Origin of the sequence: Pragia fontium (assembly GCF_900638655.1) — a bacterium.
Taxonomy (GTDB): domain Bacteria; phylum Pseudomonadota; class Gammaproteobacteria; order Enterobacterales; family Enterobacteriaceae; genus Pragia; species Pragia fontium.
On the sequence record NZ_LR134531.1, the window covers coordinates 2,451,385 to 2,475,554 of the forward strand.

Genomic DNA, 24,170 nt, shown 5'->3' on the forward strand with positions numbered 1-24,170 from the left:
AATTAGAGACTTATCACAAAGTTCATTCCTATTCACATTTAGAAACAGCTATTTTCCCCTTGTAACTTCTTTAGTATATTAGTAGCATTTAAAGGCTAGATTAACTGCCGCACGAATGAAAAACTGCGGGTGGTTTAAAAAATGCATCAATTGTTATCAGCTATAAAGCTGAATGCAGTGGCCGATGCTAGACAACTCCAATGAGGGAAGTTAATAAAATGATGAAACGTAAAATTTTAGCAGTTATGGTACCAGCAATGTTAGTTGCCGGTGCAGCAAACGCAGCCGAAGTGTATAACAAAGACGGCAACAAGTTAGATATCACCGGTAAAATCCAAGGTTCTCACCTGTTCTCCGATGATAAAAGTGCTGATGGCGATAAGAGCTACGTTCGTTTCGGCATTAAAGGCGAAACTCAGGTTAGCGATCAGGTTGTTGGCTATGGTTTCTACCAAGCAGAACTGAAAGCCGACAAGAAAGAAGGCGATAACTCTCAGAAGACTCGTTTAGCTTACGCTGGTCTGAAAGTGGGTGATGCGGGTTCTTTCGACTACGGTCGTAACTACGGCGTTCTATATGACATCGGCGGCTGGACTGACGTTCTGCCTGAGTTCGGTGGCGACTCTTTCCAACAAACTGACGTCTTTATGACTCAGCGTGCTGGTGGCTTAGCAACTTACCGTAATAAAAACTTCTTTGGTATGGTTGATGGTCTGAACTTTGCCGTTCAATACCAAGGTCGTAACGACTCTGGTGACCGTAACGGTTCTGATCGTAACGGCGACGGTTGGGGTATGTCTTCTACCTATGATTTAGGTATGGGTCTATCTTTAGGTGCAGCTTATGCATCATCTGATCGTACTGATGGTCAAACTGCAGATCACCGTGGTGACCGTGCAGATGCCGCTACTGGTGGTATCAAATACGACGCTAACAACATCTACTTGGCTGCTATTTATGGCCAAACTTACAACATGACTCGTTTTGGTACCGACAACAAATTTGTTGCTAACAAAACCCAAAACGTTGAGTTAGTTGCTCAGTATCAATTCGACTTCGGCCTGCAGCCATCTCTGGCTTGGGTTTACTCAAAAGGTAAAGACTTAGGCTATACTGATGGCGTACACAATTTCGATAGCGAAGAATTAGCAAACTATATCGATGTTGGCGCTAACTACTACTTTAACAAAAACATGTCTGTTAAAGTTGACTATAAAATCAACCAGTTAGATGATAACAGCTTCACTAAAGCTGCTGGCATCACAACTGATGACGTTGTAGCTGTAGGTCTGGTTTATCAGTTCTAATTTATCTTTAAATAAGATAACAAAAGGCACCTTCGGGTGCCTTTTTAATTGGCTTTAAAAATATTTCTATCGTAATTCAACAAGGTTATTAGATTTTTCAATATATATAGCAACTTTATAGTTTTATTTACTTTTTCTTGTTAAATCATTGTCAAATCCGACAAATTAACGATACTCTGGCTATACTATTGTTTTCCCCCTGTTACTCTAATTCATGGAAGCCATCTACTATGTTTGAACATATTAAAGCCGCGCCTGCTGACCCGATATTAGGATTGGGAGAGCTGTATAACGCCGAAGCCCGCCAGAATAAAATTAACCTTGGTATTGGTGTATATAAAGATGAAACAGGTCACACGCCGGTTCTTGATAGTGTAAAAAAAGCTGAGCAGTATTTGCTGGAAAATGAAAATACCAAAAACTATCTCGGTATTGCTGGTCTAGCAGCATTTGCCAGCTGTACTCAAGAATTACTGTTTGGTGCGGGTAATTCAATTATCGCTGACAAACGTGCTCGTACCGCCCAATCACCGGGTGGCACCGGAGCCCTGCGTATTGCAGCAGACTTTATAGCAGCCAATACCAGCGCAAAACGCGTCTGGATCAGTAACCCAACTTGGCCAAATCATAAAAATGTCTTCCAGGCGGCGGGATTAGAAACCCCTGAATACCAGTATTACAATGCGTCAGAGCATGCGCTGGATTTTGAAGGGATGTTGGCCAGCTTAGAGAAAGCCCAAGCGGGTGATGTGGTACTGTTCCACGGCTGCTGCCATAACCCTACCGGTATCGATCCAACGGCAGAGCAATGGCAAATACTGGCTAAACTCTCCGCTGAACGCGGTTGGCTGCCTTTGTTTGACTTTGCCTATCAGGGATTTGCTAACGGTTTAGAAGAAGATGCTCAGGGACTGCGTGTTTTTGCCGCTACCCATTCTGAGTTGATTGTTGCCAGTTCCTATTCAAAGAACTTTGGCTTATATAATGAGCGCGTCGGTGCATTTACCTTAGTTGCTGCCGATAGCGAAACCGCTGAACGTGCCTTTAGTCAGGTAAAATCTGTTATTCGTGCCAACTACTCCAATCCGCCATCCCATGGTGCTTCTGTGGTTGCCACCATATTGAGTAATCCAACCCTACGCGCTACTTGGGAGCAGGAATTAACCGATATGCGTCAGCGTATTCATCGTATGCGTCAGCTGTTCGTTAATACTCTGCAGGAAAAAGGCGCTCAACAGGACTTTAGTTTCATTATCCAACAAAATGGTATGTTCTCCTTCAGTGGGCTGTCTCAAGAGCAGGTGCTGCGTTTAAGAGACGAATATGCTATCTATGCGGTTAACTCAGGGCGTATCAACGTTGCCGGAATGACGTTAGATAATATGGCTCCGCTGTGTGAAGCAATTGTTGCTGTGCTTTGAGTTGGGAGGGAGACTGACGCTTAGGTGTAATGTTTGTTAGTTAAGGATCCCACTCTGTATGCAATAACTGATAAATTCCGTCATCTCGGTTTTCACCGGGATGACGGGGTAGATGGAATAAAAACGCTTAACTGATCGGCATTACGCTTAAGCGTCCTTTTCTATTTCTATTTTCTCTCTTATCTGACAGCACTATCCGCTACAAACGGATTAGTCAGGCGTTCATCGCCGAATGTTGACATTGGCCCATGTCCGGGAATGAACTGGACGTCGTTGCCTAAAGGCCAGAGTTTTTCACGAATTGAGTTAATCAGATCGGTATAATTACCGCGAGGGAAATCGGTTCGCCCTATTCCACCAGCAAATAACACATCACCGACGGAAGCTAATCTCGATGACTCTGAGAAGAAAATCACGTGCCCCGGCGTATGGCCAGGAGTATGACGAACAAATAGCGTTTCATTACCCACGCTCACTTTATCCCCCTCTTCTAACCAACGATTAGGGGTAAAAGGCGTACAGTTTTCTAAACCAAACCGAGCACTTTGTTCTGCCAAACTCTCTAACAAAAAAGCATCATCTCTGTGTGGGCCAACAATGGGCACGTTGTAACGTTCAGCCATTTCTTTTGCCGCACCAACATGATCCAAATGACCATGGGTCAATAGCACTTGCTCTAAGGTTAACCCCAAACTATCGATTGCCCGCATTAATAACGTGGCTTCACCACCCGGATCAACAATGGCCGCTTTATTGGTCTCTTCACACCAGAGTAATGTGCAATTTTGCTGAAAAGGGGTAACGGGAATAATTTTATATTTCAAAGACCTTCTCCATCGTAACTCATATTATTTTCTGATCATGAAGCAATACTACTGCCTTCTGTCGACTTTGTTTAGTATTCCAGCAGAAATAAAAAAGGTGCCTGAAAAATCGGCACCTTAATCATCAATCAATATTTTGCGTTACCAGTTTCTCACTGGGCCCGTATCCACATGAACAAAGTTACTTGAAGGATAATAACCCACGCCACCCGATTTCATTTTTAACGCCGCATCGCGCAGCGTTTTTAATGGAACACCAACAATACGGATATCTGCCGCTTGACCAAGGGTATGATAGCTATGTTTAGCAACGCCACGTTTGCTTGCTCTCATTTGATTATTACTATTGACGCTACGATAACCGCAAATCAATTCAAGTTCTTTATTGCCAAACTGCTTTTGTAGATAATAGAGTTTATCATACAGCTTTGGATCAATAGTGATGACCTGATTGGTTCGACGATCGCGGAAGATATGATTTAAGCGAGCCAACTCTTTTTTATCGTAGCTCTTACCGTTGAAATAGGTAGACTTGATCGTTTCATTGGTATTGATATTCTTAACCAGCAAAGTTCGGGTTCGTACCTGACTTTTGCTTTTAGTTGTAGAGGTTTTAGTTGGAGCCGCCAATACAACATCAGGAATAAGTACTAAACCTAAAGTCGCTCCGCCAATTGCCAGCCACTTCCGGCGATGATGATCAATTTTATCCATATATCTGTTTATACTCAGTAACGCTGTTTACATTGTGAATCGCATTCGTTGGTTGCTTATCAGCTGATTAACACTATCTGCTGAAATAAGCTACTCGCCATACTGGCAACAGAAAACCAACGAATATGATTTAATATCAATAAGTAGAGTAACCTGTAATTGAAAACAGTCCAGCATTTGACTGTTTCACGGGCGCTTAAAATGTAAGCGCCCGTTAATACATGTTTATTATGACAACAAAAACGAGAGGATTACTGCATTAACGCAATAATTTTTCTACCTGAGGTAATTCTTTAATCCCTTCTTTTGCTGCACGATCGTAGCCATAGATATCACTACGAAACTCAGGATTACCCTCCGCAGACACCCAGGCAGTCATATAGTATAACTGAACCGGTATTTTTTCACGGATAGGGGCATAAGTAGTATTACCTCGCTTAAGCGTTCCCTGAATTTTATTATCGTCCCATCCGGCCTCATTTAATAACATATTTGCCAGTTCAGACGCTTTATTCACCCGCACACATCCCGAACTTAATGCGCGCATGCTCTTATCAAACAAGCGATGGTTAGGGGTATCATGCAAATAGATAGCATCATTATTCGGCATATTGAACTTAAATCTGCCCAGTGCATTACCGCGGCCAGGTGCCTGCTGTAGACGATAGTTTCCACCCTCAGACCAATCAATGGTACTTGGGTCAACAACCTCAGCATCCCTTCCCCAACCGGAGTAAACGGTATAGCCCTGACGCTTCAAGTATTCTGAATCACGTTTAGCTTTTGGTACCAAATCTTCACGGATCAGTTTCACTGGCACGTTCCATGGTGGGTTAACCACCACGTTATTTAGCGCACTGCTCATCAACGGTGTTTTACGTCTGGTTGAACCTACAATCACTTTCGATTCAAGGATCAACTTACCATCAACATAGTAAGCCAGCGAGTAATCTGGAATATTCACAAAAATACCGTGATCCAGTGTCGCCGGTAATAAGCGTAACCGTTGGATATTTAGCGCTAATACCGCCGCTCGGATTTGTGGCGCCATATTCAAGGCATCGCGGGTACTGTTGCCAATGACTCCATCCGCATCCAGACCATACATTTGCTGAAAACGCTTCACCGCATCAACCAATTCAGGAGAATAAACCAGAGATACGGGTTTCTTGACCTTAGTTGTGGTTTCATCAGCCAATGGCGCGTTATCTTCAACGGCAGTCTCTTCCCCCGCCATAACACCGCTACGGATAAGAATTTCTTTTAATACCAGAACATCTTTGCTGCTGTTACCCGGACGCAAACTTTGCTTAGATGCAGTCAGCTGTGGCCAAGCCTCTGTAGGTTGAGCACTTGCCACCAGCGATTTCAGCGCATGGTGCATTTTATTATACTGAGAGCTCTGTGGTGCTAAACCTTTAAGAAAAGCGCTAACATCACCACTGTGAACTGCCTGTTGCCATTGCTGAATAGCGACCGATGATGGCGCAGCCATCTTATAAGAACCGAAGTTATACAGCCAACGATTGCCATTGGCATAAGCACCGTGAACAAAGTGCAGATAACCCAGTAAAGCATCAGATAAAATCGCATCACGCGCTAAACCAGTAATTTCTGGTTCAGATAGCAGCTTAGCCCATTGACCAAACTGAGGAGCAATACCGGACAAGGCGATTTCGGCCAGCTGTTGCTGAAACTGTTGTTGTACTTTTTCATCAGCCCACTGCGCCTTCATCTCTGAAGCCGCATAAATCACGCTTAGTTCCGACAGATATTTTAATTGTACTTCTGCAGGTAAAGCTTTTTGTAACGCTTCACGAGCATGAATGACCGTTATTGAACTTTCAGGTTGAGCTTCAGCGACAGTTTCCGATAAGGTCACCGCAGCTTCAATTGGCGCATTAACTTCTGCTTGATTAACTACCGCAACTTCATCAGCCCATCCTAAGGCCGGGAATGTCACTAATGTAGCTAACGTACACTTTATCGTTAAGCTTTGGAGAATTTTTCGTTTTACCAACAACATCCTTTGTCTCCTACTTTGTAAAAACTAACCATTATTCACTATGCCTCATTTGAGTTTTACTATGGCTTGATAAATATGATTTTTACCACACTGAAAAGCATCTCTACCAAAACATCCCTATAAATTGGCATTCGAAAAATTAGGCCGCCAAATGGCGACCTAATAAACAGATTATCGCAGTGAAATAGGAATATACAACTATCTCACACGCTTTTATTGTAACAACTCTTCAGAAAGATCTTCATCGTCGCTGTTGGGCTCATCATCTAATGGTTTGGCAGGTTCCTTCTCTGTACCAAAGCCGCGCAGACCAACCACGTGAACGTGCTCATGATTCTGGAATACCTTACGCACCAACTTGTAGGTTGTACCCTTCTCCGGACTAATATTTTCCGGCGCGGCAATCACCAACTGCATATCCAAACGTTCGCAAAGTTCAAATAACGTCGCGATGGAGTTAGCATCCAGACGCGCCGCTTCATCCAGGAACAGTAAACGACACGGCAGAATATCTTTGCCTCGTAAGCGTTTAGACTCTTCTTCCCAGCTTTGCACCACCATCACCAGAATTGACATCCCGGTACCAATAGCTTCCCCGGTAGACAGTGCGCCACTTTCTGCGCGTAACCATCCGTCAGAACCGCGGAATACTTCAACCTCAAGCTCCAGATAGTTACGGTAATCCAACAGCTCTTCACCAATGGTCTGCGGCGTCCGCTGCCCCATATCGATATGCGGATTTAGACGCTGATACAACTTCGCCAGCGCTTCAGAGAAGGTTAAGCGATTGCTGCTAAACAGATCCTGATGCTGTTCTTGCTGTTCCGATAATACATCCAACAAACCCGCATGAGCTTCGCGTACATTAACGTTTAAACGCACACTCTTAACCTGACCAAAGGCAACGGCCTGTAACCCTTGGTTAAGCATACGAATACGGTTCTGTTCGCGCTGAATGGTCTTGCGAATAATGTTCGCCACGCTCTTGGAACTGATCGCCAGCTTCTGTTCGCGCGCCGTCAGTTCTTCCGTTAAGCGAGCCAACTCAATTTCCATTTGTTCAATGGCTTCTACCGGATCATCGGTGCGAATAATATCCTGACGAATACGCTCACGCAGATGCTGATAAACGGCAATATAGAACTGAATTTTCTTCTCTGGACGCTTAGGATCTTCTGAACCACGTAATACATCGCGTAAATGTTCATTATCGGCAACCGCCAAACGCAGAGCACCTAACGCTTTATCCGACATGGAACGCAAATCTTCGGCATCCATATAGGCCAGTTCGCGGCGGTGTAAACGACGTTCAACGTCATTGTCTTTTACCAAGCGCATCACCAGACACCAGCCAGCTTTGGCTGTCACTACCTGTTCCCGTACCTGATGATAATCACGCTCAACCTTGCGCAGTTTCTTCTGTAGGCTATCCATCTCCGCTTCACAGAAGGTTATCTGCTTCTCCAGTTGATTGCAGCGTTGGCGATTCTGACTTAATCCAGTGTAAAGCTCGTCACGACGTTGCTTAGCTCGCGCTTCTGCATTCGGGTCAGCCTGAACACCAATATCCTGTAATTCCTGCCCTAACTCTTTCAGCATGTCGCGTTTAGCTTCATAAGAGCTCTTCAGCGATGCCAATACTTGATTAAACTGGGCAGACTGCGCCTGATAAGAACGCAGTTGTTCTCTGTAACGGCTACGCTCTGCTTCCGCATGCTCCAGGCGCTGACGCAATTTATCATTCAGATCAGAGTTTTCTGTCAGCATGCCAGCAGAATCGCTATAACTGAAGTGAACTCGACGTTGCACTATTTCGGTTAATGCGAAGGCCTGCTGTTTTGCCTGACGCTGTGTATTCTGTGCCTGCGTATAGCTGGCCTGTAAGTTTTCATGCTGAGTCGGATCGCTTTGCAATACTGAAACGATCGGCTCTAATTTCGCCAACGTTACACCATGTTGTTGAACATAGCGTGCCGCTTCTTGAGCCTCTTCTAAATCTTCACGAATGACTTCAACTCGTTCAATCAGCGTATCATCCGCCATTAAGTGCAGCTGAGGCATAATACGGTTTAGCTGACTGATACCTTCTCGGACCTGATCAAGCTGCTGTTTATGCTGGCGTTCCTGCCCTTCATGGCCGTTAAGCTCACGCTCAATTTCACCGCGACGAGAAGTCAGCAGGCGAATTTCCGCTTCCGGATCGCTTTCAAATACCACCGAAAGATGGCTACCAACAAAGCGGCTAAAGCTCTGATGTAAACGTTGGGTCTTTTGAACGTCAAAAGAAACGGTAGCGTAACGTTCAGCCAGTTCCTCACGTTGAGCATTCAAAATTTCAAGACGATTCTCTCGGGCTGCACGACCAAAAAGAGGTACTTCCGGGAAGCGGGAATAACGCCATTGACGATCCGATACCTTAACGACAATGGCACCGGCAACTTCTTCCGCCTCAAATACACTGTCATCAAACGACTGCGGATCCCCTTCAATAAGATAGAGATCTTCCGGACAATCGTCTAAAGACTCCAGATGTTCACGAATTAAAGAGAGATCGGGAACCACAATACCGTGACGCGCCGGTCCATATAGGGCCGAGAAATAAGGTGCATCATCCAGCACCACATCGTCATAAATTTCTGACAGTAGAACACCACCGAAACGTTCAGCCAACGCCAATAAGCGCCCATCTTCTGCACCGCTTGGCTGGCTTAACCGTTCAATTTGTTGTTCAACTTCACGTTTCTGTTGGGCTATTTGATCGCGTTCAACCGTTGTTTCACGCTCACGCTCCAACAGATACTGCATCTGTTCAGTAATTTGGGCGCTGTCTTCCAGCGACTCACCACACTGCTCACTTAACTGAGACAGTGCATCCTGAGCCGCAATCCAGGTTGGCGCTCTTTCGGACAAAATTTTAATTTTGCCGTTAGCCTGTTCCAACTCTTGGCGCAGCACCATTCGTTGCTCACTAAAACTTGCTGCCCCTTGGGATAGCTCTTCCAGACGACCTTCCAGTTCACTGCGAACGTCATCCAGTTCTTCCAGTTGGTAATCCTGAGCAGATTTTTTACAAAACTCCTGCAGTAACCGTTCAGCATTTTGCTGTTCACGCAACCGCTGCTCCAGCTCCGAGAGCTGAATACGCAGACCATTGACCCGCTCTGCCTGATGCTGTTGCGATGACCAGTCGCGTAATAGCTCACGCGCAGTTTTCCACGCATCAGCACGGCTGACTTCTCCCGCCATTTTGCAAACTAACTGGTAGGCTTCTTCAAACTGACTATGGGCTGCATCGGCGACGCTAAGTTTCTGCTCCAGTTCTAATAATGCTGCCGTTGCTTCTTGCTCACGGGCAGAGAATGTTTCTAACCATTCATCAGCATTTTCACTGGTTAATTCTGGCAACTGGCAAACGGCACGAGCACGTTCTAAAGCTTGAAGCGCCTGTTGATATTGAATAGCGCGGGTTTGTTGCACATCTAACGCCTGCTGATAATCAGCAAGCTGACTTTTTAGCTCATCCACTTCCAGTTCAGACGCTTCCGCTCTGGCCTGGTGTTCTTCAAGATGCTCATTAGATTCTGCAACCACTTCATTTTGTTCTTCCAAACGGTAGGTCAGCTCGTCTAAATCGCTTTGATAACGCTCGATTTTTTCCTGCTGGCGCATGGCCGTCTGAACCAAATTGAGATGATCGCTGGCGGCCTGATAGTCCATCTCAAGATCGGACTGCGCACCAGACTGCTCGGCTAACTCACGAGACATCTCAACATGGCGATATTGTTCGCTAACCAACTGTGTCCGACTGGTAAACAGCTCACGACGTAGCACCAGCGCCCCATCCAAATGAACCCGACGTTCATTGGCATGACGCATATAGTCCGCGGCTACATAAGACGTGGCTTCTGTAATCAGGTGCTTAAACAAATCCCGGTCAGATTGCGTAACGCGAATAGCTTCCAGCGTCATGCGGTTTTCCCGCAGCGCAGATTCCATATCCTGGAATGCCTTACGCACGCCACTGTTTTCTGGTAATAAATAGTCACGCAAAGAACGGGTTATCGCGCTGGAAATACCACCGTAAAGAGAAGATTCAATCAGACGATAGAATTTACTACGGTCAGATGAAGAGCGCAGGCGTTTAGGAATCACTCCTAAATCAAACATCAGTGCATGATAATCAGCAATGGAGTTAAATTGCTTAAACTGTACGCCTTCTATTGCCTCAACCCGATCTTTAAGCTCCGGCAGCGGCAATACTCTGGCCTGACGCTCACCGACGGTTTCGGTCAAAATTTGTGTCGGTTGAATAGAAGCAGGTAAACCAGAAATCATAAACGGCTTGATATCAACTTTCTTGTCGCGCCCGGCCACCTGTTGTAAACGCACACCGCACAGCACGCGCTGGTGCCGGGAGTTAACCACATCTAAGGTGGCATAACAGACGCCGGCTTTCAGCTTACCGTATAAACCTTTATCTCTGGAACCGCTGGTAGCACCCGCTTCCGTAGTATTACGGAAATGCAACAGCGTCAGGTCGGGAATCAGAGCCGTGACAAAAGCCGCCATGGTGGTGGACTTACCTGCGCCGTTACCACCAGAAAGTGTCGTTACCAGTTCATCAAGGTCAAACGTTCGGGCAAAAAAACCGTTCCAGTTAACCAGCGTTAACGAGCGAAACTTACCGCGTTCAATCATTCCTGTTCTTCCTCCGCGTTCTCCGCTGTGTTCTCAGTATTTTGGTCATCATCAGACAAGGATAGCTTGTTTTCCAACGGCATTGCCTCACCATCACGTATCATACGTAACTGGGCTTCACGCGGATCATCACTACTGCGAACATCGGCACCAAAGCGGAAAACCGACTCATTAATACGAAACTTGCTGCTATCAGTCCCTACAAAAGTCACCATGCCCAGACGTCGCAAGCGATTCAGGGAAGTTCGCACTTTCTCCTGCAGTTTTTGGCGATCGACATCAGAACCGGTTGAGCGCTGATTAACATATTTCAATAGTTTGCTTTCATCAGAGAGCGAAATCAGTTCTTCATACAACTCCTGACCGCTAAAAATTCCCTCTTGAGCCAGCCTTTCCGGGCTAAGGTAGAGATAGCACAGAATTTTACCAACCATCATATCCAGTTCAGACAGTACCGAACGAGCAATCAGGGTGGTAGACCGAGGACGTAGGTAGAAAAAACCCTCCGGCGCACGAATCAACTCGACGTTATAACGCTGATAAAACAATTCCAGCTCATCCTGATAGTCCATCAAGAAAGCATGATTGTCTAACTCGTCGATACCAATATGACGACCCGCGCGTAATAGGCTATCCAACGCGGGAAACAGCGGATTTGCAATAGCTTGGGCCAGCTTAGCCGGCATATTTTGTTCAATATTTGTCGATGACATGGGCCTGCACCTTGGCTCCGAAATCGTTAATTGACTGCCATTCGGCAGGCAATCCGGAGAAATCAGCATCTGCTACCCCTAATCTAACGGCCTGATCGACTAACAGTCGAGCAACGTCAAAATGGCGGGAGCGTGGGAATTGAGTCAAATAACTGCGCATTACCGCACCGAGATCGAGCGGACGCGCATCGCGCCGATATACCTCAAGTGCAACTTCAATATGCGCCGCAATCTGTTCTCGCATTTCAGTAAATTCTTCAAATTCTAAATCTGGCGGTAGTTCACCGGTGACTTCCTCACTGCGTAGAGCCAGCTCCTCATCACGCATGTCATACAAACGTTCCGCATTGGCATAGGTTAAAGCCCACGGCTGATCAAAATAGGTTTGCAGAGTTTGACGAAGACGTTGAGAAAACACGCGGTTTTTATCCATATCGATAGCGGTACGGATAAACTTATGAACATGTCGATCGTAGCCAATCCACAGATCGATAGCCTGTTGACCCCAGCTAATAATACGATCCAGTTTGGACTGGAGATCCATCACTAGCTTATCAACAAAGTGTAATTCAAGATTGTCTACGGTAGCATCCTGAATACGCAGTAAATTGGCCTGCAGTTTATCCCCTGCCGCCTCCAGCGTATCCTGAAGTTCACGTAAGGTGCCGGAGGTTTCCATTAACAGTAATTCACAGCTAGAGATGGCGGCACGCCAATCCTTACCTAACAGGGCAGCGATATCATCTTTTACATTTTGCTGCTGCTCATCCATTATGCGCTGGGTTAAATCGATACTGTCAAAAATCTCCGCAACGGAATATTTTAATGGCGCAAAAACGTTACGATGCCAATGGAAATCATCTCCGCCCTCTTCAGCCGCTTCAGCCGCGCGCTTCAATTCCTGAGCCACAATAGATAATTGCATTGACAAACGTAGCGTGGAGAACTCACGCTGACGAATATAATAATCAGTAATACCAATCCCCAAAGGGGTTAAACGATAAATGGCATTACCGTCTGCCAGTTCGCTGGTAAAGCGGTTTAAAAGTCGCTGTTTAACCAGATCGTTAATGGCATTGTTTGCACGTACGGCTACCGTTTCATTCGTTTGCTCAAACGCTTTACTGACCAGCCTAAAGGCGTCAACCAACTCACCTTCATTCATTTCACCGTCCAGACGATCGCTATTCAGCGTCGCGATGGCCAACAGAAATGCCAGACGCTCCGTCGGTAATGACAATGAGAAATCATTTTTACGTGCCCAGGCGACCAGTTCAGGTACAGTCTGGGAAAACTCACTCATAATTCATCCTTTACGTTTGATTCGTTTGGCTTTTGTGCCATAACATGAATATAACGCCCCAAACTGACAAACGGCTCTTGCTGGCAATAACGTAGTTCCAATGCCAATAAGGCAGCAAAATCCTGTTGTTGTTGCTGTTTATTCTGTGCGTAGTCATGGAATACCCGAACGCCGCTTTTACTGATGATTGACAGCTGCATATCCTGTAACCAGTCATAAACCTGTTGAGGGTGTAATGGCCGATCTGGAGACAACGTTCGCTTTTTCTTCTTCTGCATTCCGGCATCAATATAGCCAAAATTGCCGAGGGTAATATTTCTAAATAGCAAAGCATCATAATTATAAAACATTAATGACAGCATACCTTCCGGTCGCAGACATTGAGTTAATGCTTGCAATGCACCTCGCTGATCCTGAATCCATTCCAAAACCGCGTGAAACAATATCAGATCTACCGGCTGTTCTAAATGAACGGATATATCCTGAACAGCACAGTGTATAAATTGTATATTATGGCTAACGCCTTTTTCTATGGCGGCCTGTTCTGCTCTTTTCAGCATCTCTATGGAAATGTCACAAAAAATGACCTGATGACCGCGGGCAGCCATTTCACAAGCCATCACGCCTTCACCACCACCCGCATCAATAATACGCAATTGACGCTGTGGTATCAAAGATAGCCAACGTTCCAGATCTTGCCAAAGCACCGCCTGACGGATCTCCCCTTTGGTTGTGCCATAAATATTACGAGAAAACTTCTCCGCAATATCATCAAAGTTACGATCTTTTATGGCATCCAAATTTAACCCCGTTGGTACTTATTATACTGGCTAATATTTAACTTATCGGTTTATCAACCTGCTATTTTGACACAGGCTGATATAGAATAAATCTTATTCATTGTGACATGATGCCTAAATGGCTTATTTTTGTACAACACATCGGAAACTCAATGTTATTCATCCTGAAAAAAATCATTGGTAATCTACTGCTTCCTTTACCTTTCCTGCTCTTATTGATGGCGATTGCCTTGGCTCTACTGTGGTTTAGCCGTTGGCAAAAAAGTGCCAAAGTATTACTTAGCCTCAGTTGGTTAAGCTTACTGCTACTCAGTATACAACCTGTAGCCGATCGGTTGTTGATGCCGTTGGAAAATCACTATTCGACCTATCAGGAAAAAACACCGGTTGATTACATTGTGGTACTCGGTGGTGGCTATACTTACAATGCCGACTGGGCTCCCAGCTCCAACCTGTTCTCCAATAGCCTACCCAGAGTAACTGAAGGCGTACGGCTTTATCGAGAACATCCCGGAGCCAAAATGATTTTTACTGGCGCAGAAGCCATATCCAACCCCGTTTCAAACGCCAAAGTTGCCGCTATGGTGGCAGAGAGTTTAGGTGTACCTGAGCAGGATATTATTGCCTTACCTCAAGCCAAAGACACCATAGAGGAAGCTCAGGCTGTTGCTCAACTCGCAGGCCAAAAGAAAATATTATTAGTCACTTCCGCCAACCATTTACCCAGAGCAATGAAAATATTTCAGTCTGCCGGATTAGATCCTATCCCCGCGCCTGCAAATCAACTTGCCACACAGGGACCGCTTAATCCTTGGGAGAAAATATTCCCTTCCGCCAACTACCTGTCACACAGCGAACGGGCATGGTATGAAACGTTAGGTAGTTTATGGTTAAATCTGAAAGACTGACCCGATCTTCTTAATCTACATCAAATCTGTTTACCGGCCATTCCATCCTGATTGGCCGGTGATTTTTCTGTCAGACAAGCTCAACGTGTATGGCCCAGCACTTTCCGCACATGGTCTAAATCTTCCTGAGTATCGACACCAACCGCCGGAATCTCTTTAGCCGCTTCAACGTGAATCTTCTCGCCGTACCATAGCACGCGTAATTGTTCTAACATTTCTACTTGTTCTAACGGACTGGGTGCCCAATGAATATAGCGACGAATAAAACCGGCACGATAAGCATAAATGCCGATATGTCGTAGATAAAAGTCACCGATATCCTGCTGTGAAACCATAAAACGATTTCTGTCCCAAGGAATGGTCGCACGTGAGAAATAAATAGCGTAACCCTTACTATCAATCACCACTTTAACCGCATTAGGGTTAAACGCTTCCTCAACAGAAGTGATAGGAACGGCCAGCGTCGCCATTCCTGCATCAGAATGAGCTAAATTATCGGCAACCTGATGAATAATCGCCGGTGGAATAAGTGGCTCATCACCTTGGACGTTGACAATAATTTCATCATCACTAAATTTATAATGCTCAATAACCTCAGCCAAACGCTCCGTTCCGGAACTATGGTCTGGGCTGGTCAGACAAACTTCACCGCCTGCGGCCTCAACCGCCTGCTTAACGTCAAGATGGTCCGTTGCCACGATCACTCTGGAGGCACCAGATGCTAACGCCTTCTCCATCACGTGAACCACCATCGGCTTACCGGCAATATCCGCCAGTGGTTTGCCTGGTAAACGGGTTGAAGCAAAGCGGGCGGGAATAATCGCGATAAAACTCATGCGGTTTTCTCATCAACAGTTAATTGACGCGCTTCGGTTTCCAGTAAAACCGGAATACCATCACGGATGGAGAAAGCCAAACCATCGACTTTACAAACCAGCTCTTGATGCTCTTTATTAAAAGCCAGTTTTCCGTTACAAACCGGACAGGCAATGATTTCCAGCAGACGATGATCCATGCGCGACCTCTATTTATCGAACAATTAATTCAATTTCTATAACCGCAAAGAATATCATATTTCCCCCGAAGATTTAACGATAAACGTATACTTAGCTGGCGCGATCGCCACAGGCAAAAAATGAAAGAAAAATGAAATCAGATAAGCCAAAACAGACTAGCTATTTTTTTGCGGGATCTTAGCCAGAATCAAGCCAAGCAGATTTAGCCCATCATCAGTAGGCAGCTCCGCATCCACCGGTAAATACCACCAGTTTTGTGCGGCGAAACTACGGCATTTGACCGCATCTTTTTCCGTCATCAGTAAAACCTGTCCAGCGTTAGCTAAAGGAGAAAGCAGTGATTCACTATAAGGTTGATGATCGGCAAAAGCATGGGTTTGCTCCGGGACAATATTTAAGCTCGCCAATGTTTGAAAAAAACGGGGAGGATGACCAATACCGGCCATGGCAACAATGTGCTTTAAATCGGTTACTGCTTTACGTTCACCACTCACCAGATTAATGGCTTCTCCCGGCTTCAGTACCATGGGTATTTCATTACGATGGGCCAGACCACCATTGGTAATTATCGCATCTACCGACGCTAACCGCCCTGCTCGTTCACGCATCGGCCCAGCCGGTAACCACCAACCATTACCAAAACGACGGACACCATCAATAACCACCAGCTCAATATCGCGCTGTAAAGCATAATGCTGGAGTCCATCATCAGTAATGATCACATCCAACGGATATTGGCTCAATAAAGCTTTCACCGCAGAGGCGCGATCGGGTGCTACCGCAACGGGCGCGCCAGTCCGTTGAAAAATCAGTACCGGTTCATCCCCGGCCATATCCGTTGTTGTGGTCTGTTCCAATACCAAAGGGTAACGTTCGGCTTTTCCACCATAACCTCGGGAAACGACACCAACCTTGATTCCCTGCTGTTGTAGGTTTTCTACCAGCCAAATCACTACCGGTGTTTTTCCATTGCCACCGGCAGTCATATTACCCACCACCACAATCGGTAACGGGGCTCGCCATGATTTCAATAATCCACAGCGGTAACCAAGCCGTCTGATACCACTCACCAGTCCATACAACCACGATAGCGGCAACAGCAATAAATACCACTTTGATTCGCCGGACCAGATGCGCTCAATCATTGGCTAAACTGCATCCGGTGCAATTGAGCATAAGCGCCACTGTTGTTAATTAACGTTGCGTGATTACCCCGTTCAACAATACGCCCATCTTCAATCACCAAAATTTCATCGGCTTTCTCAATGGTTGACAGACGATGAGCAATAACTAATGAAGTACGGTTTTTCTGTAGTTCATCCAGTGCTGCCTGGATTGCACGCTCAGACTCCGTATCCAACGCAGAGGTTGCCTCATCCAGAATCAATATCGGGCTGTCGCGTAATAAAGCTCGCGCTATCGCAATACGCTGGCGCTGTCCACCGGAAAGCAGCACGCCATTTTCACCGATAACCGTATCCAGGCCATTATCCATCTTCTTGATGAAATCCATGGCATAAGCCATGGTCGCCGCTTTCTCTATATCTTCACGGGAATACTGTTCAGTACGCGCATAAGCAATATTATTGGCGATAGTGTCATTAAACAGGTGAACGTTTTGAGAAACCACAGCAACCTGATCGCGTAATGATGGCAGGGTGTACTCACGAATTTCATGGTTATCAATCAGGATTTCACCCTCCTGAATGTCATAAAACCGCGTCAACAAGTTAGCAATAGTTGATTTACCCGAACCAGAACGGCCCACTAAAGCCACAGTTTTACCCGCAGGAATCTTGAAGCTGATATTTCTCAGAGCGGGTTCATCTTTGGTTGGATAGGTAAACGTCACATTGCGTAACTCAACATCACCGTTAACACGCTCAGCGGTTAACTTGCCGGTATCCTGTTCAGGTTCCATATCTAAAATAGCAAACAGCGTCTGGCAGGCTGCCATACCACGCTGGAATTGAGCGTTAACATTGGTGAGTGATTTCAATGGTTTCATTAACGCCACCATTGAAGAAAATACCACCGTAATGGTACCTGCCGTTAACGTATCCATAATGCTGGGGAAACTGGCCGCAAACAATACCAACGCCAACGCCGTTGAAGCAATAAGTTGCACAATAGGATCGGAAATAGCGGAAGCCGCAACCATTTTCATACCCTGCTGACGCATTCTATTACTCACCTTATTAAAGCGAGTGGTTTCAACTTCCTGACCACCAAACAGCAGCACCTCTTTATGGCCCTTCAGCATTTGCTCAGCGCTAGCGGTCACCTGCCCCATGGTATTTTGCATATTCTTACTGATATTACGAAACCGTTTGGAAACATAACGAATCACAAAAGAGACCACTGGCGCCAGTACCACCAAAATCAATGATAACTGCCAGCTGTTATAAAACATGATAGAAAACAGCGCTAAAATATATGCGCCTTCTCTAACCACGGTAATCAGTGCCCCCGAAGAAGAGGATGCAACCTGCTCAGAATCATAAGTAATTCGGGACAGTAAGGTACCGGTTGACTGCTGATCAAAAAACGATACTGGCATATTCATCATATGACCAAACAAACGGCGCCGGATAGTCATCACCACTTTGCCTGAAACCCATGACAGACAATAGGTTGAGACATAGCTGGTAATGCCACGCATCACCATTAGGCCAAGCACGACCAATGGCATCCAAACCAAGACGTTGCTTCCCGCTTTACCAAAACCGTCATCCAGCAATGGTTTTAACAGCGAAAGCATCATGGCATCGGTGCCGGCATTAAAAATCAGAGCTACAGCAGCAACAATCAAACCCAGCTTAAAAGGTCGGATTAATGGCCATAACTGGCGAAACGTTTCCCACGTGGAGAGGTCTTTATCATTCAACATTAGTTACCAACATTATGCGAAATAGCGCGTTATTCTACTCATTATAGGGCGAAGAACCAAACCACTGGTGATACCAACGGGGCATAAAATGTACTCTTAACGTAAGAAATTTATAATAATCCTTATAAAACAATACGCTAACCTGACCAAATTTTGCCGTAGAAATCCATTCTACCTGCGCTTTTTTATACCTTTTCACGACATTCTCCGCAGGCAAGCGCCAGGGATTGTAGCGAGATACTGACGTCAGTGTCATTTTGGGATTAACTGCCTGTATAAATGAAGCTGTCGATGATGTCTTACTGCCATGATGTGGCGTTTGCATCACATCACTCTTCAACTTATCACCATATAGTCTAATTAAACTCAGTTCCTGTGCTTTTTCCAGATCGCCGGTCAGCAATATACTATACCGACCATCGCTGACGCGTATGACACAGCTATGTGCATTATAGGCTCTTTCCACCCTGCTCTGCGGCCAAAGAACATAAAAGGTCAATCCTCTCCAGCGCCAACTATCCCCTTGTTGGCAACTCTCGCCCAACGATAGCGTTGAAGTCCGCAGCCAGGCATCAGGATAAGCCTGTTGTAAATCACTTAAACCACCGGCGTGGTCTGAATCTTGATGGCTGAGTATAATGCCCTCCACCGTTAGTCCATGCCAACGCAGAAAGGGTAAAATCTCTCGTTCCGCCATAGAACCATTACGCCAGCGGTTGCCCGTATCATAAATGATAGCCCGATTCCCTTGCCTGATGACCATGGCTAATCCATGCCCAACATCTAGCATATCAATTCGCCAATTTTCATCGTCTCGCTGCCACAGCGGAAGCAAAGTCAGGAGAAGTATAATCCAGGGCGTAAACAACCCGCATCGCCACAGTGATAAACGCCAGCATATAATTAGCAGCCAGCCGGAAAAACTGATAAGTATCATTTGCTCAGTCACGGTTTCCCAACCATGCTGCAACTTCTCAAGGAGAAAAAGTGTGATGATTATCGAACGATCGGCAATCCACCAGAAAAAAACAGCTAGCGACTGACTCCAACATAGTAGTAAACCGGATAAAATTGCCGGTACGCTAATAAATGAAACAACCGGAACCGCCACCAAATTCCCCAATAAAGCCGTCCAACTAATACCGTGAAAAATGATGATCTGCATTGGAATCAGCAAAATCATCATGGCTATCTGCAAATAGACCCAAAGCACAATTGACCGATAGCGATAACCTATTTGAGCGGGTAAAGGTACCCATTGAAACCAGAAAATTATTCCAGCAACGGCCAGACAAGATAGCCACAGGCTGTCAGATAACACCATTAGCGGATCGGAAATAAGTAACAACGCCACAATCCGTAACCAGACTTGCCAAGGGGTCCAGTTCATCCCATGCCAGCGCAATACCATCCAGATGGATAAAGCAAAAAAGGCCCTTAATGCCGGAGGATTAGCCCCCGATAACCAGACATACAAGGTCGCAATACCCCATCCCACTAACAATGGGAAACGAGGCCCCAAATATCTTACTGAGAATAAAAACTGTATGCCTCGGGCAATTCCCCATCCAAACAACGCTGCTAAAGAAATATGTAGCCCTGATATTGCCATTAGGTGAGCGGTACCGCTTTTAAGAAATACCTGTCGTCTATCCGGTTGGATCATTCCCCGCTCGCCAAAAGCCAGAGCCAATAAAATATCCTGAGATTCTAACGCCTCAGTAAGCTGATAAATGCGGTTAATTAGACTTTGTCGTAGACTTAGCGATGAATCCAATATTTCAGCCGATTTAACCAACCCGGTTAACGGTTGGTGATTGGCCATCGCCCAGCGCTGCTGGTCATATCCACCTTGATTTAAGCGGCTATGAACGGCTCTAAAGAGTATGTTGCCCTGCCATAATTGTCCGGCAAACATCTGCTGGGCAATATCCTGCTTATTGATAGAAAAATAGAGCGGTAGCTGAAACTTTTCCAGCATTGACAGCTCCCTGCCATTAATTTGCCTGATTTGAAATAGAACGCTGCGCTGACCTTCGGCATTGATATTGGCACTGATAACCTTCCCCTGAATATGCGCTGATTGATCCGCATAACGTTCAACCTGCTGCACCATTTGATCTGCGCAAAGAACAGCCCAGAGAAAGCTAAGTAAAAATACTGCAACCAATCTGATTAAAGCCTGGTTAAACACCGCTGCCAGTAGAGCAAATACCGCCAATAACCACCAAATAAACATCGGTGGCAAGGCAGACATGAATAATAACGGCAATATTCCAGCAATCGCAGCAATGGCAATGTGGTCTAAGGATAATGTTGAATACAAGGTAAAATTCCTGAGTAGTTTCTGGCGGCCGTGCCGTCATCAGGAATCGTTTTAAAAAATAGTGGGATTCAATGCTACAGATAACTGATTATTTCTCAGTGCTAATAGCATTTTTTCTCTGTCCAGACTGAACGTTACAATTATATTGCGGGAGAATTCAAAACTTATTGAACACAAATTCTAGGCATAAAAAATCCAGAGATGGTTACCCACTCTGGATTTTATTAGATCATTACCTTTAGTCGAACAGGCTTTATTTACCGCTAATTAAGCGTAAATATTCGCACGATCGCGTAACTCTTTACCTGGCTTAAAGTGTGGAACATATTTGCTTTCCAGCTCCACTTTCTCACCAGTTTTCGGATTACGTCCTACACGCGGGGCTCGGTAGTGAAGAGAAAAACTGCCAAACCCACGGATCTCAATGCGTTCACCACCGGCTAAAGTTACAGCCATATGTTCCAGCATCTCTTTCACTGCATCTTCAACAACTTTTGTTGGTAAATGAGTGTGTCTACTAGCGAGTCTTTCTATAAGTTCAGACTTGGTCATCGTTCCTCCAAGCTTATCAGCTCAACTACCGAAGGGGCGGCAAAACCGCCCCTCGCCATTATTCGCCTTTAGCTGCTTTAAATGCTTCAGCCATAGCGTTAGAGAATCCACCTTCTTCTTGCTTGCCACTGTTATTATTATTAACAGTAGCAACGGCTTCTTTCTCATCTGCTTCATCTTTAGCACGTACAGACAGGCTGATTACACGGTTTTTACGATCAACACCAGTGTATTTTGCTTCAACTTCGTCGCCAACGCTCAGAATAGTTGTCGCATCTTCAACACGCTCACGGCTTGCATCAGAAGCACGCAGGTAACCTTCAACACCACCCGCTAATTCAACTGTAGCACCTTTTGCGTCAACTGCTGTAACTTTACCAGTAACAATTGTACCTTTCTTGTTGATAGCCAGGTAATTGTTAAATGGATCTTCAGCTAATTGCTTAACGCCCAGGGAGATACGCTCACGCTCTGCATCAACTTGCAGAACCACAGCGGCGATTTCGTCACCTTTCTTATAGTCACGAACCGCTTCTTCACCAGCAACGTTCCAAGAGATGTCAGACAGGTGAACCAGACCATCAATACCGCCATCTAAACCGATGAAGATACCGAAGTCAGTGATTGACTTGATCTTACCTTCAACACGCTCGCCCTTATTATGGGTTTCTGCGAATTGCTGCCATGGATTCATCTTGCACTGCTTCAGGCCTAAGGAGATACGACGACGTTCTTCATCGATATCCAGAACCATAACTTCAACCACGTCACCCACGTTAACAACTTTAGATGGGTGAATGTTTTTGTTGGTCCAATCCATTTCTGAAACGTGAACCAGACCTTCAACGCCTTCTTCGATTTCTACGAAGCAACCGTAATCAGTCAGGTTAGTCACACGACCAGTCAGCTTAGTACCTTCTGGGTAACGCTTAGCAATTGCTACCCATGGATCTTCGCCTAACTGCTTCAGACCCAGTGAAACACGGGTACGATCGCGGTCGAACTTAAGAACTTTAACGTTGATTTCGTCACCAACATTAACGATTTCGCTAGGATGCTTAACGCGTTTCCAAGCCATATCAGTAATGTGTAACAGACCGTCAACACCACCCAGATCAACGAATGCACCGTAGTCAGTAAGGTTCTTAACGATACCTTTAACTTCCATGCCTTCTTGCAGGTTTTCTAACAGTTGATCGCGCTCTGCACTGTTTTCAGACTCGATAACAGCACGGCGGGAAACAACAACGTTGTTACGTTTTTGGTCAAGTTTGATAACCTTGAACTCAAGCTCTTTGCCCTCTAAATGCAGCGTGTCACGGACAGGACGAACGTCAACCAGTGAACCTGGTAAGAACGCACGAATGCCGTTAAGCTCAACGGTAAATCCACCTTTGACCTTGCCATTGATAATACCAATAACAGTTGCAGCTTCTTCAGAAGCTTTTTCCAGCGTGATCCAAGCTTCGTGACGCTTAGCTTTCTCACGAGAAAGCAGAGTTTCACCAAAGCCGTCTTCAATAGCGTCTAACGCTACGTCAACTTCATCACCAACCTGGATTTCCAGTTCGCCCTGAGCGTTTTTGAACTGTTCTACTGGGATTGCAGATTCTGATTTCAGACCCGCGTCGACCAGAACAACGTCTTTATCAATAGCGACAACAACGCCGCGTACGATTGAACCCGGACGGGTTTCAATTGTTTTCAGGGATTCTTCAAAGAGTTGAGCAAAAGATTCAGTCATGTTGTTAATCTTCAGGATTCTTTAATTTAACGTCCATCTAACATCCGGTCCGATGGGGTTGTTATACATACCCTGCTTACATCCATGCAACAGAGTTATTCACAAAAGCTCGCCGCTCAAAAATTGAGCACCGAACATGAATTTATTTTAGCACGTCTTGCACATAAACTAATGCCTGTTGAATCACTTCATCCACCGTCATATGGGTGGAGTCCAACATCAGCGCATCTGCCGCTGGCACCAGTGGCGCTACTGTCCGGTTACGATCGCGGTAATCCCGTTCTTGTATTTCGGACAAAAGACATTCAAATTTAACACATTGCCCACTCGCCTGCAACTGATGCATGCGTCTTCTGGCGCGCTCTTCGGCACTAGCATCAAGAAAGATTTTGACCGGTGCATCGGGGAAAACAATCGTTCCCATATCTCGCCCGTCAGCGATCAGTCCAGGTAGTTCCCTAAAAGCGCGTTGACGACGTAACAAAGCTTCACGCACACGAGGAAATGCCGCCACCTTAGAAGCCGCGCTACCAACGGTTTCATTGCGTATTTCGTTGGTGACCGTTTCCCCTTCCAGAATAACTTGAAGCTGGTTTTGTTGTGTCACAAAGCGAACATCCAGATGAATAGCCAATGGAACCAATGCTTCTTCTGAAGCTAAATCGACCTTATGATGCAACGCTGCTAATGCCAAAACGCGATAAATAGCACCTGAATCCAGTAAATGCCAACCCAGCTTTTCAGCCAAAGCCTGACAGAGCGTTCCTTTTCCCACTCCACTTGGGCCGTCAACCGTTATTACCGGCACAACTGCTGCCATATCGAGCTCCTTCAGCCAGAGAAATGATGATTGATACAAATATTATCCGCGCCGATTATACCTATCATCGAGATGAACTGACAGGTTACGAATGACTTAAGATCGTCT

Annotated in this window: 18 protein-coding genes; 3 read left to right on the plus strand and 15 right to left on the minus strand. The window is 45.6% G+C overall.

Annotation, left to right across the window (positions count from 1 at the left end):
- The first annotated feature begins 221 nt into the window (after nt 1–221).
- Both ompC and EL341_RS10585 read left to right on the plus strand, forming a co-directional pair.
- Nucleotides 222–1,307 carry a porin OmpC gene (gene ompC / locus EL341_RS10580; RefSeq protein WP_074823730.1) on the plus strand — a complete coding sequence of 362 codons (1,086 nt, stop codon included), beginning with the start codon at nt 222–224 and terminating at the stop codon, nt 1,305–1,307.
- Between the two features lie 230 nt (nt 1,308–1,537).
- Nucleotides 1,538–2,728 (plus strand): amino acid aminotransferase, encoded by a 1,191-nt coding sequence (locus EL341_RS10585; RefSeq protein ID WP_074823609.1) that lies wholly within the window; start codon nt 1,538–1,540, stop codon nt 2,726–2,728.
- 179 nt (nt 2,729–2,907) lie between these two features.
- Here the strand turns inward: EL341_RS10585 and EL341_RS10590 are convergent, their stop codons facing one another.
- The 7 genes from EL341_RS10590 to cmoM form a co-directional block, all read right to left on the minus strand.
- Entirely contained in the window at nt 2,908–3,552 is a 645-nt protein-coding gene (locus tag EL341_RS10590; RefSeq protein WP_074823613.1) for an MBL fold metallo-hydrolase, read from the minus strand.
- A gap of 141 nt (nt 3,553–3,693) precedes the next feature.
- Complete coding sequence (locus EL341_RS10595) at nt 3,694–4,266, minus strand: YcbK family protein (RefSeq protein ID WP_047781339.1); 573 nt, start codon at nt 4,264–4,266, stop codon at nt 3,694–3,696.
- Between the two features lie 259 nt (nt 4,267–4,525).
- Nucleotides 4,526–6,292 (minus strand): L,D-transpeptidase, encoded by a 1,767-nt coding sequence (gene ldtD / locus EL341_RS10600; protein ID WP_114986775.1) that lies wholly within the window; start codon nt 6,290–6,292, stop codon nt 4,526–4,528.
- A gap of 213 nt (nt 6,293–6,505) precedes the next feature.
- Nucleotides 6,506–10,990 carry a chromosome partition protein MukB gene (mukB, locus tag EL341_RS10605; protein WP_074823616.1) on the minus strand — a complete coding sequence of 1,495 codons (4,485 nt, stop codon included), beginning with the start codon at nt 10,988–10,990 and terminating at the stop codon, nt 6,506–6,508.
- On the minus strand, nt 10,987–11,703 hold the full coding sequence (mukE, locus tag EL341_RS10610) for a chromosome partition protein MukE (RefSeq protein ID WP_047781341.1): 717 nt from the start codon (nt 11,701–11,703) through the stop codon (nt 10,987–10,989). The genes mukB and mukE overlap by 4 nt, the downstream gene beginning before the upstream one ends.
- Nucleotides 11,684–13,006, minus strand: coding sequence for a chromosome partition protein MukF (gene mukF / locus EL341_RS10615; RefSeq protein WP_126467759.1), 1,323 nt, complete (start codon nt 13,004–13,006; stop codon nt 11,684–11,686). The genes mukE and mukF overlap by 20 nt, the downstream gene beginning before the upstream one ends.
- Nucleotides 13,003–13,797 carry a tRNA uridine 5-oxyacetic acid(34) methyltransferase CmoM gene (gene cmoM, locus EL341_RS10620; RefSeq protein WP_047782673.1) on the minus strand — a complete coding sequence of 265 codons (795 nt, stop codon included), beginning with the start codon at nt 13,795–13,797 and terminating at the stop codon, nt 13,003–13,005. The genes mukF and cmoM overlap by 4 nt, the downstream gene beginning before the upstream one ends.
- Nucleotides 13,798–13,958: 161 nt before the next feature.
- On the opposite strand from cmoM, the gene elyC reads away from it, so the two are divergent.
- A complete protein-coding gene (gene elyC, locus EL341_RS10625; RefSeq protein ID WP_114986776.1) occupies nt 13,959–14,714 on the plus strand; it encodes an envelope biogenesis factor ElyC in 756 nt (251 codons plus the stop codon).
- Nucleotides 14,715–14,794: 80 nt separating this feature from the next.
- Here elyC and kdsB read toward each other — a convergent pair whose 3' ends face one another.
- The 8 genes from kdsB to cmk form a co-directional block, all read right to left on the minus strand.
- Nucleotides 14,795–15,550, minus strand: coding sequence for a 3-deoxy-manno-octulosonate cytidylyltransferase (gene kdsB, locus EL341_RS10630; RefSeq protein ID WP_047781344.1), 756 nt, complete (start codon nt 15,548–15,550; stop codon nt 14,795–14,797).
- Nucleotides 15,547–15,729 carry a Trm112 family protein gene (locus EL341_RS10635; RefSeq protein ID WP_047781345.1) on the minus strand — a complete coding sequence of 61 codons (183 nt, stop codon included), beginning with the start codon at nt 15,727–15,729 and terminating at the stop codon, nt 15,547–15,549. Before EL341_RS10635 ends, kdsB begins: the two co-directional genes overlap by 4 nt.
- 156 nt (nt 15,730–15,885) lie before the next feature.
- The gene (gene lpxK / locus EL341_RS10640) at nt 15,886–16,875 is read right to left on the minus strand and encodes a tetraacyldisaccharide 4'-kinase (RefSeq protein WP_126467761.1); all 990 of its coding nucleotides are present in this window, start codon (nt 16,873–16,875) and stop codon (nt 15,886–15,888) included.
- On the minus strand, nt 16,872–18,620 hold the full coding sequence (gene msbA, locus EL341_RS10645; protein WP_074823622.1) for a lipid A ABC transporter ATP-binding protein/permease MsbA: 1,749 nt from the start codon (nt 18,618–18,620) through the stop codon (nt 16,872–16,874). The genes lpxK and msbA overlap by 4 nt, the downstream gene beginning before the upstream one ends.
- 34 nt (nt 18,621–18,654) lie before the next feature.
- Nucleotides 18,655–20,946: a DNA internalization-related competence protein ComEC/Rec2 gene (locus EL341_RS10650; protein WP_074823626.1), complete on the minus strand. Its 2,292-nt coding sequence runs from the start codon at nt 20,944–20,946 to the stop codon at nt 18,655–18,657.
- A gap of 267 nt (nt 20,947–21,213) precedes the next feature.
- Nucleotides 21,214–21,498, minus strand: a complete 285-nt coding sequence (ihfB, locus tag EL341_RS10655) for an integration host factor subunit beta (protein WP_047781349.1) — start codon at nt 21,496–21,498, stop codon at nt 21,214–21,216.
- A gap of 58 nt (nt 21,499–21,556) precedes the next feature.
- Entirely contained in the window at nt 21,557–23,242 is a 1,686-nt protein-coding gene (gene rpsA / locus EL341_RS10660) for a 30S ribosomal protein S1 (protein WP_074823629.1), read from the minus strand.
- Nucleotides 23,243–23,384: 142 nt separating this feature from the next.
- A complete protein-coding gene (cmk, locus tag EL341_RS10665; protein ID WP_047781351.1) occupies nt 23,385–24,062 on the minus strand; it encodes a (d)CMP kinase in 678 nt (225 codons plus the stop codon).
- Nucleotides 24,063–24,170: the final 108 nt, after the last annotated feature.

Coding starts and splice junctions, on each gene's coding strand:
- mukF (WP_126467759.1), bottom strand. CDS start 13,006: ATGAGTGAGTTTTCCCAGACTGTACCTGAACTGGTCGCCTGGGCACGT.
- elyC (WP_114986776.1), top strand. CDS start 13,959: ATGTTATTCATCCTGAAAAAAATCATTGGTAATCTACTGCTTCCTTTA.
- ompC (WP_074823730.1), top strand. CDS start 222: ATGAAACGTAAAATTTTAGCAGTTATGGTACCAGCAATGTTAGTTGCC.
- ihfB (WP_047781349.1), bottom strand. CDS start 21,498: ATGACCAAGTCTGAACTTATAGAAAGACTCGCTAGTAGACACACTCAT.
- msbA (WP_074823622.1), bottom strand. CDS start 18,620: ATGTTGAATGATAAAGACCTCTCCACGTGGGAAACGTTTCGCCAGTTA.
- ldtD (WP_114986775.1), bottom strand. CDS start 6,292: ATGTTGTTGGTAAAACGAAAAATTCTCCAAAGCTTAACGATAAAGTGT.
- kdsB (WP_047781344.1), bottom strand. CDS start 15,550: ATGAGTTTTATCGCGATTATTCCCGCCCGCTTTGCTTCAACCCGTTTA.
- EL341_RS10635 (WP_047781345.1), bottom strand. CDS start 15,729: ATGGATCATCGTCTGCTGGAAATCATTGCCTGTCCGGTTTGTAACGGA.
- EL341_RS10585 (WP_074823609.1), top strand. CDS start 1,538: ATGTTTGAACATATTAAAGCCGCGCCTGCTGACCCGATATTAGGATTG.
- lpxK (WP_126467761.1), bottom strand. CDS start 16,875: ATGATTGAGCGCATCTGGTCCGGCGAATCAAAGTGGTATTTATTGCTG.
- mukE (WP_047781341.1), bottom strand. CDS start 11,703: ATGTCATCGACAAATATTGAACAAAATATGCCGGCTAAGCTGGCCCAA.
- rpsA (WP_074823629.1), bottom strand. CDS start 23,242: ATGACTGAATCTTTTGCTCAACTCTTTGAAGAATCCCTGAAAACAATT.
- cmk (WP_047781351.1), bottom strand. CDS start 24,062: ATGGCAGCAGTTGTGCCGGTAATAACGGTTGACGGCCCAAGTGGAGTG.
- EL341_RS10595 (WP_047781339.1), bottom strand. CDS start 4,266: ATGGATAAAATTGATCATCATCGCCGGAAGTGGCTGGCAATTGGCGGA.
- mukB (WP_074823616.1), bottom strand. CDS start 10,990: ATGATTGAACGCGGTAAGTTTCGCTCGTTAACGCTGGTTAACTGGAAC.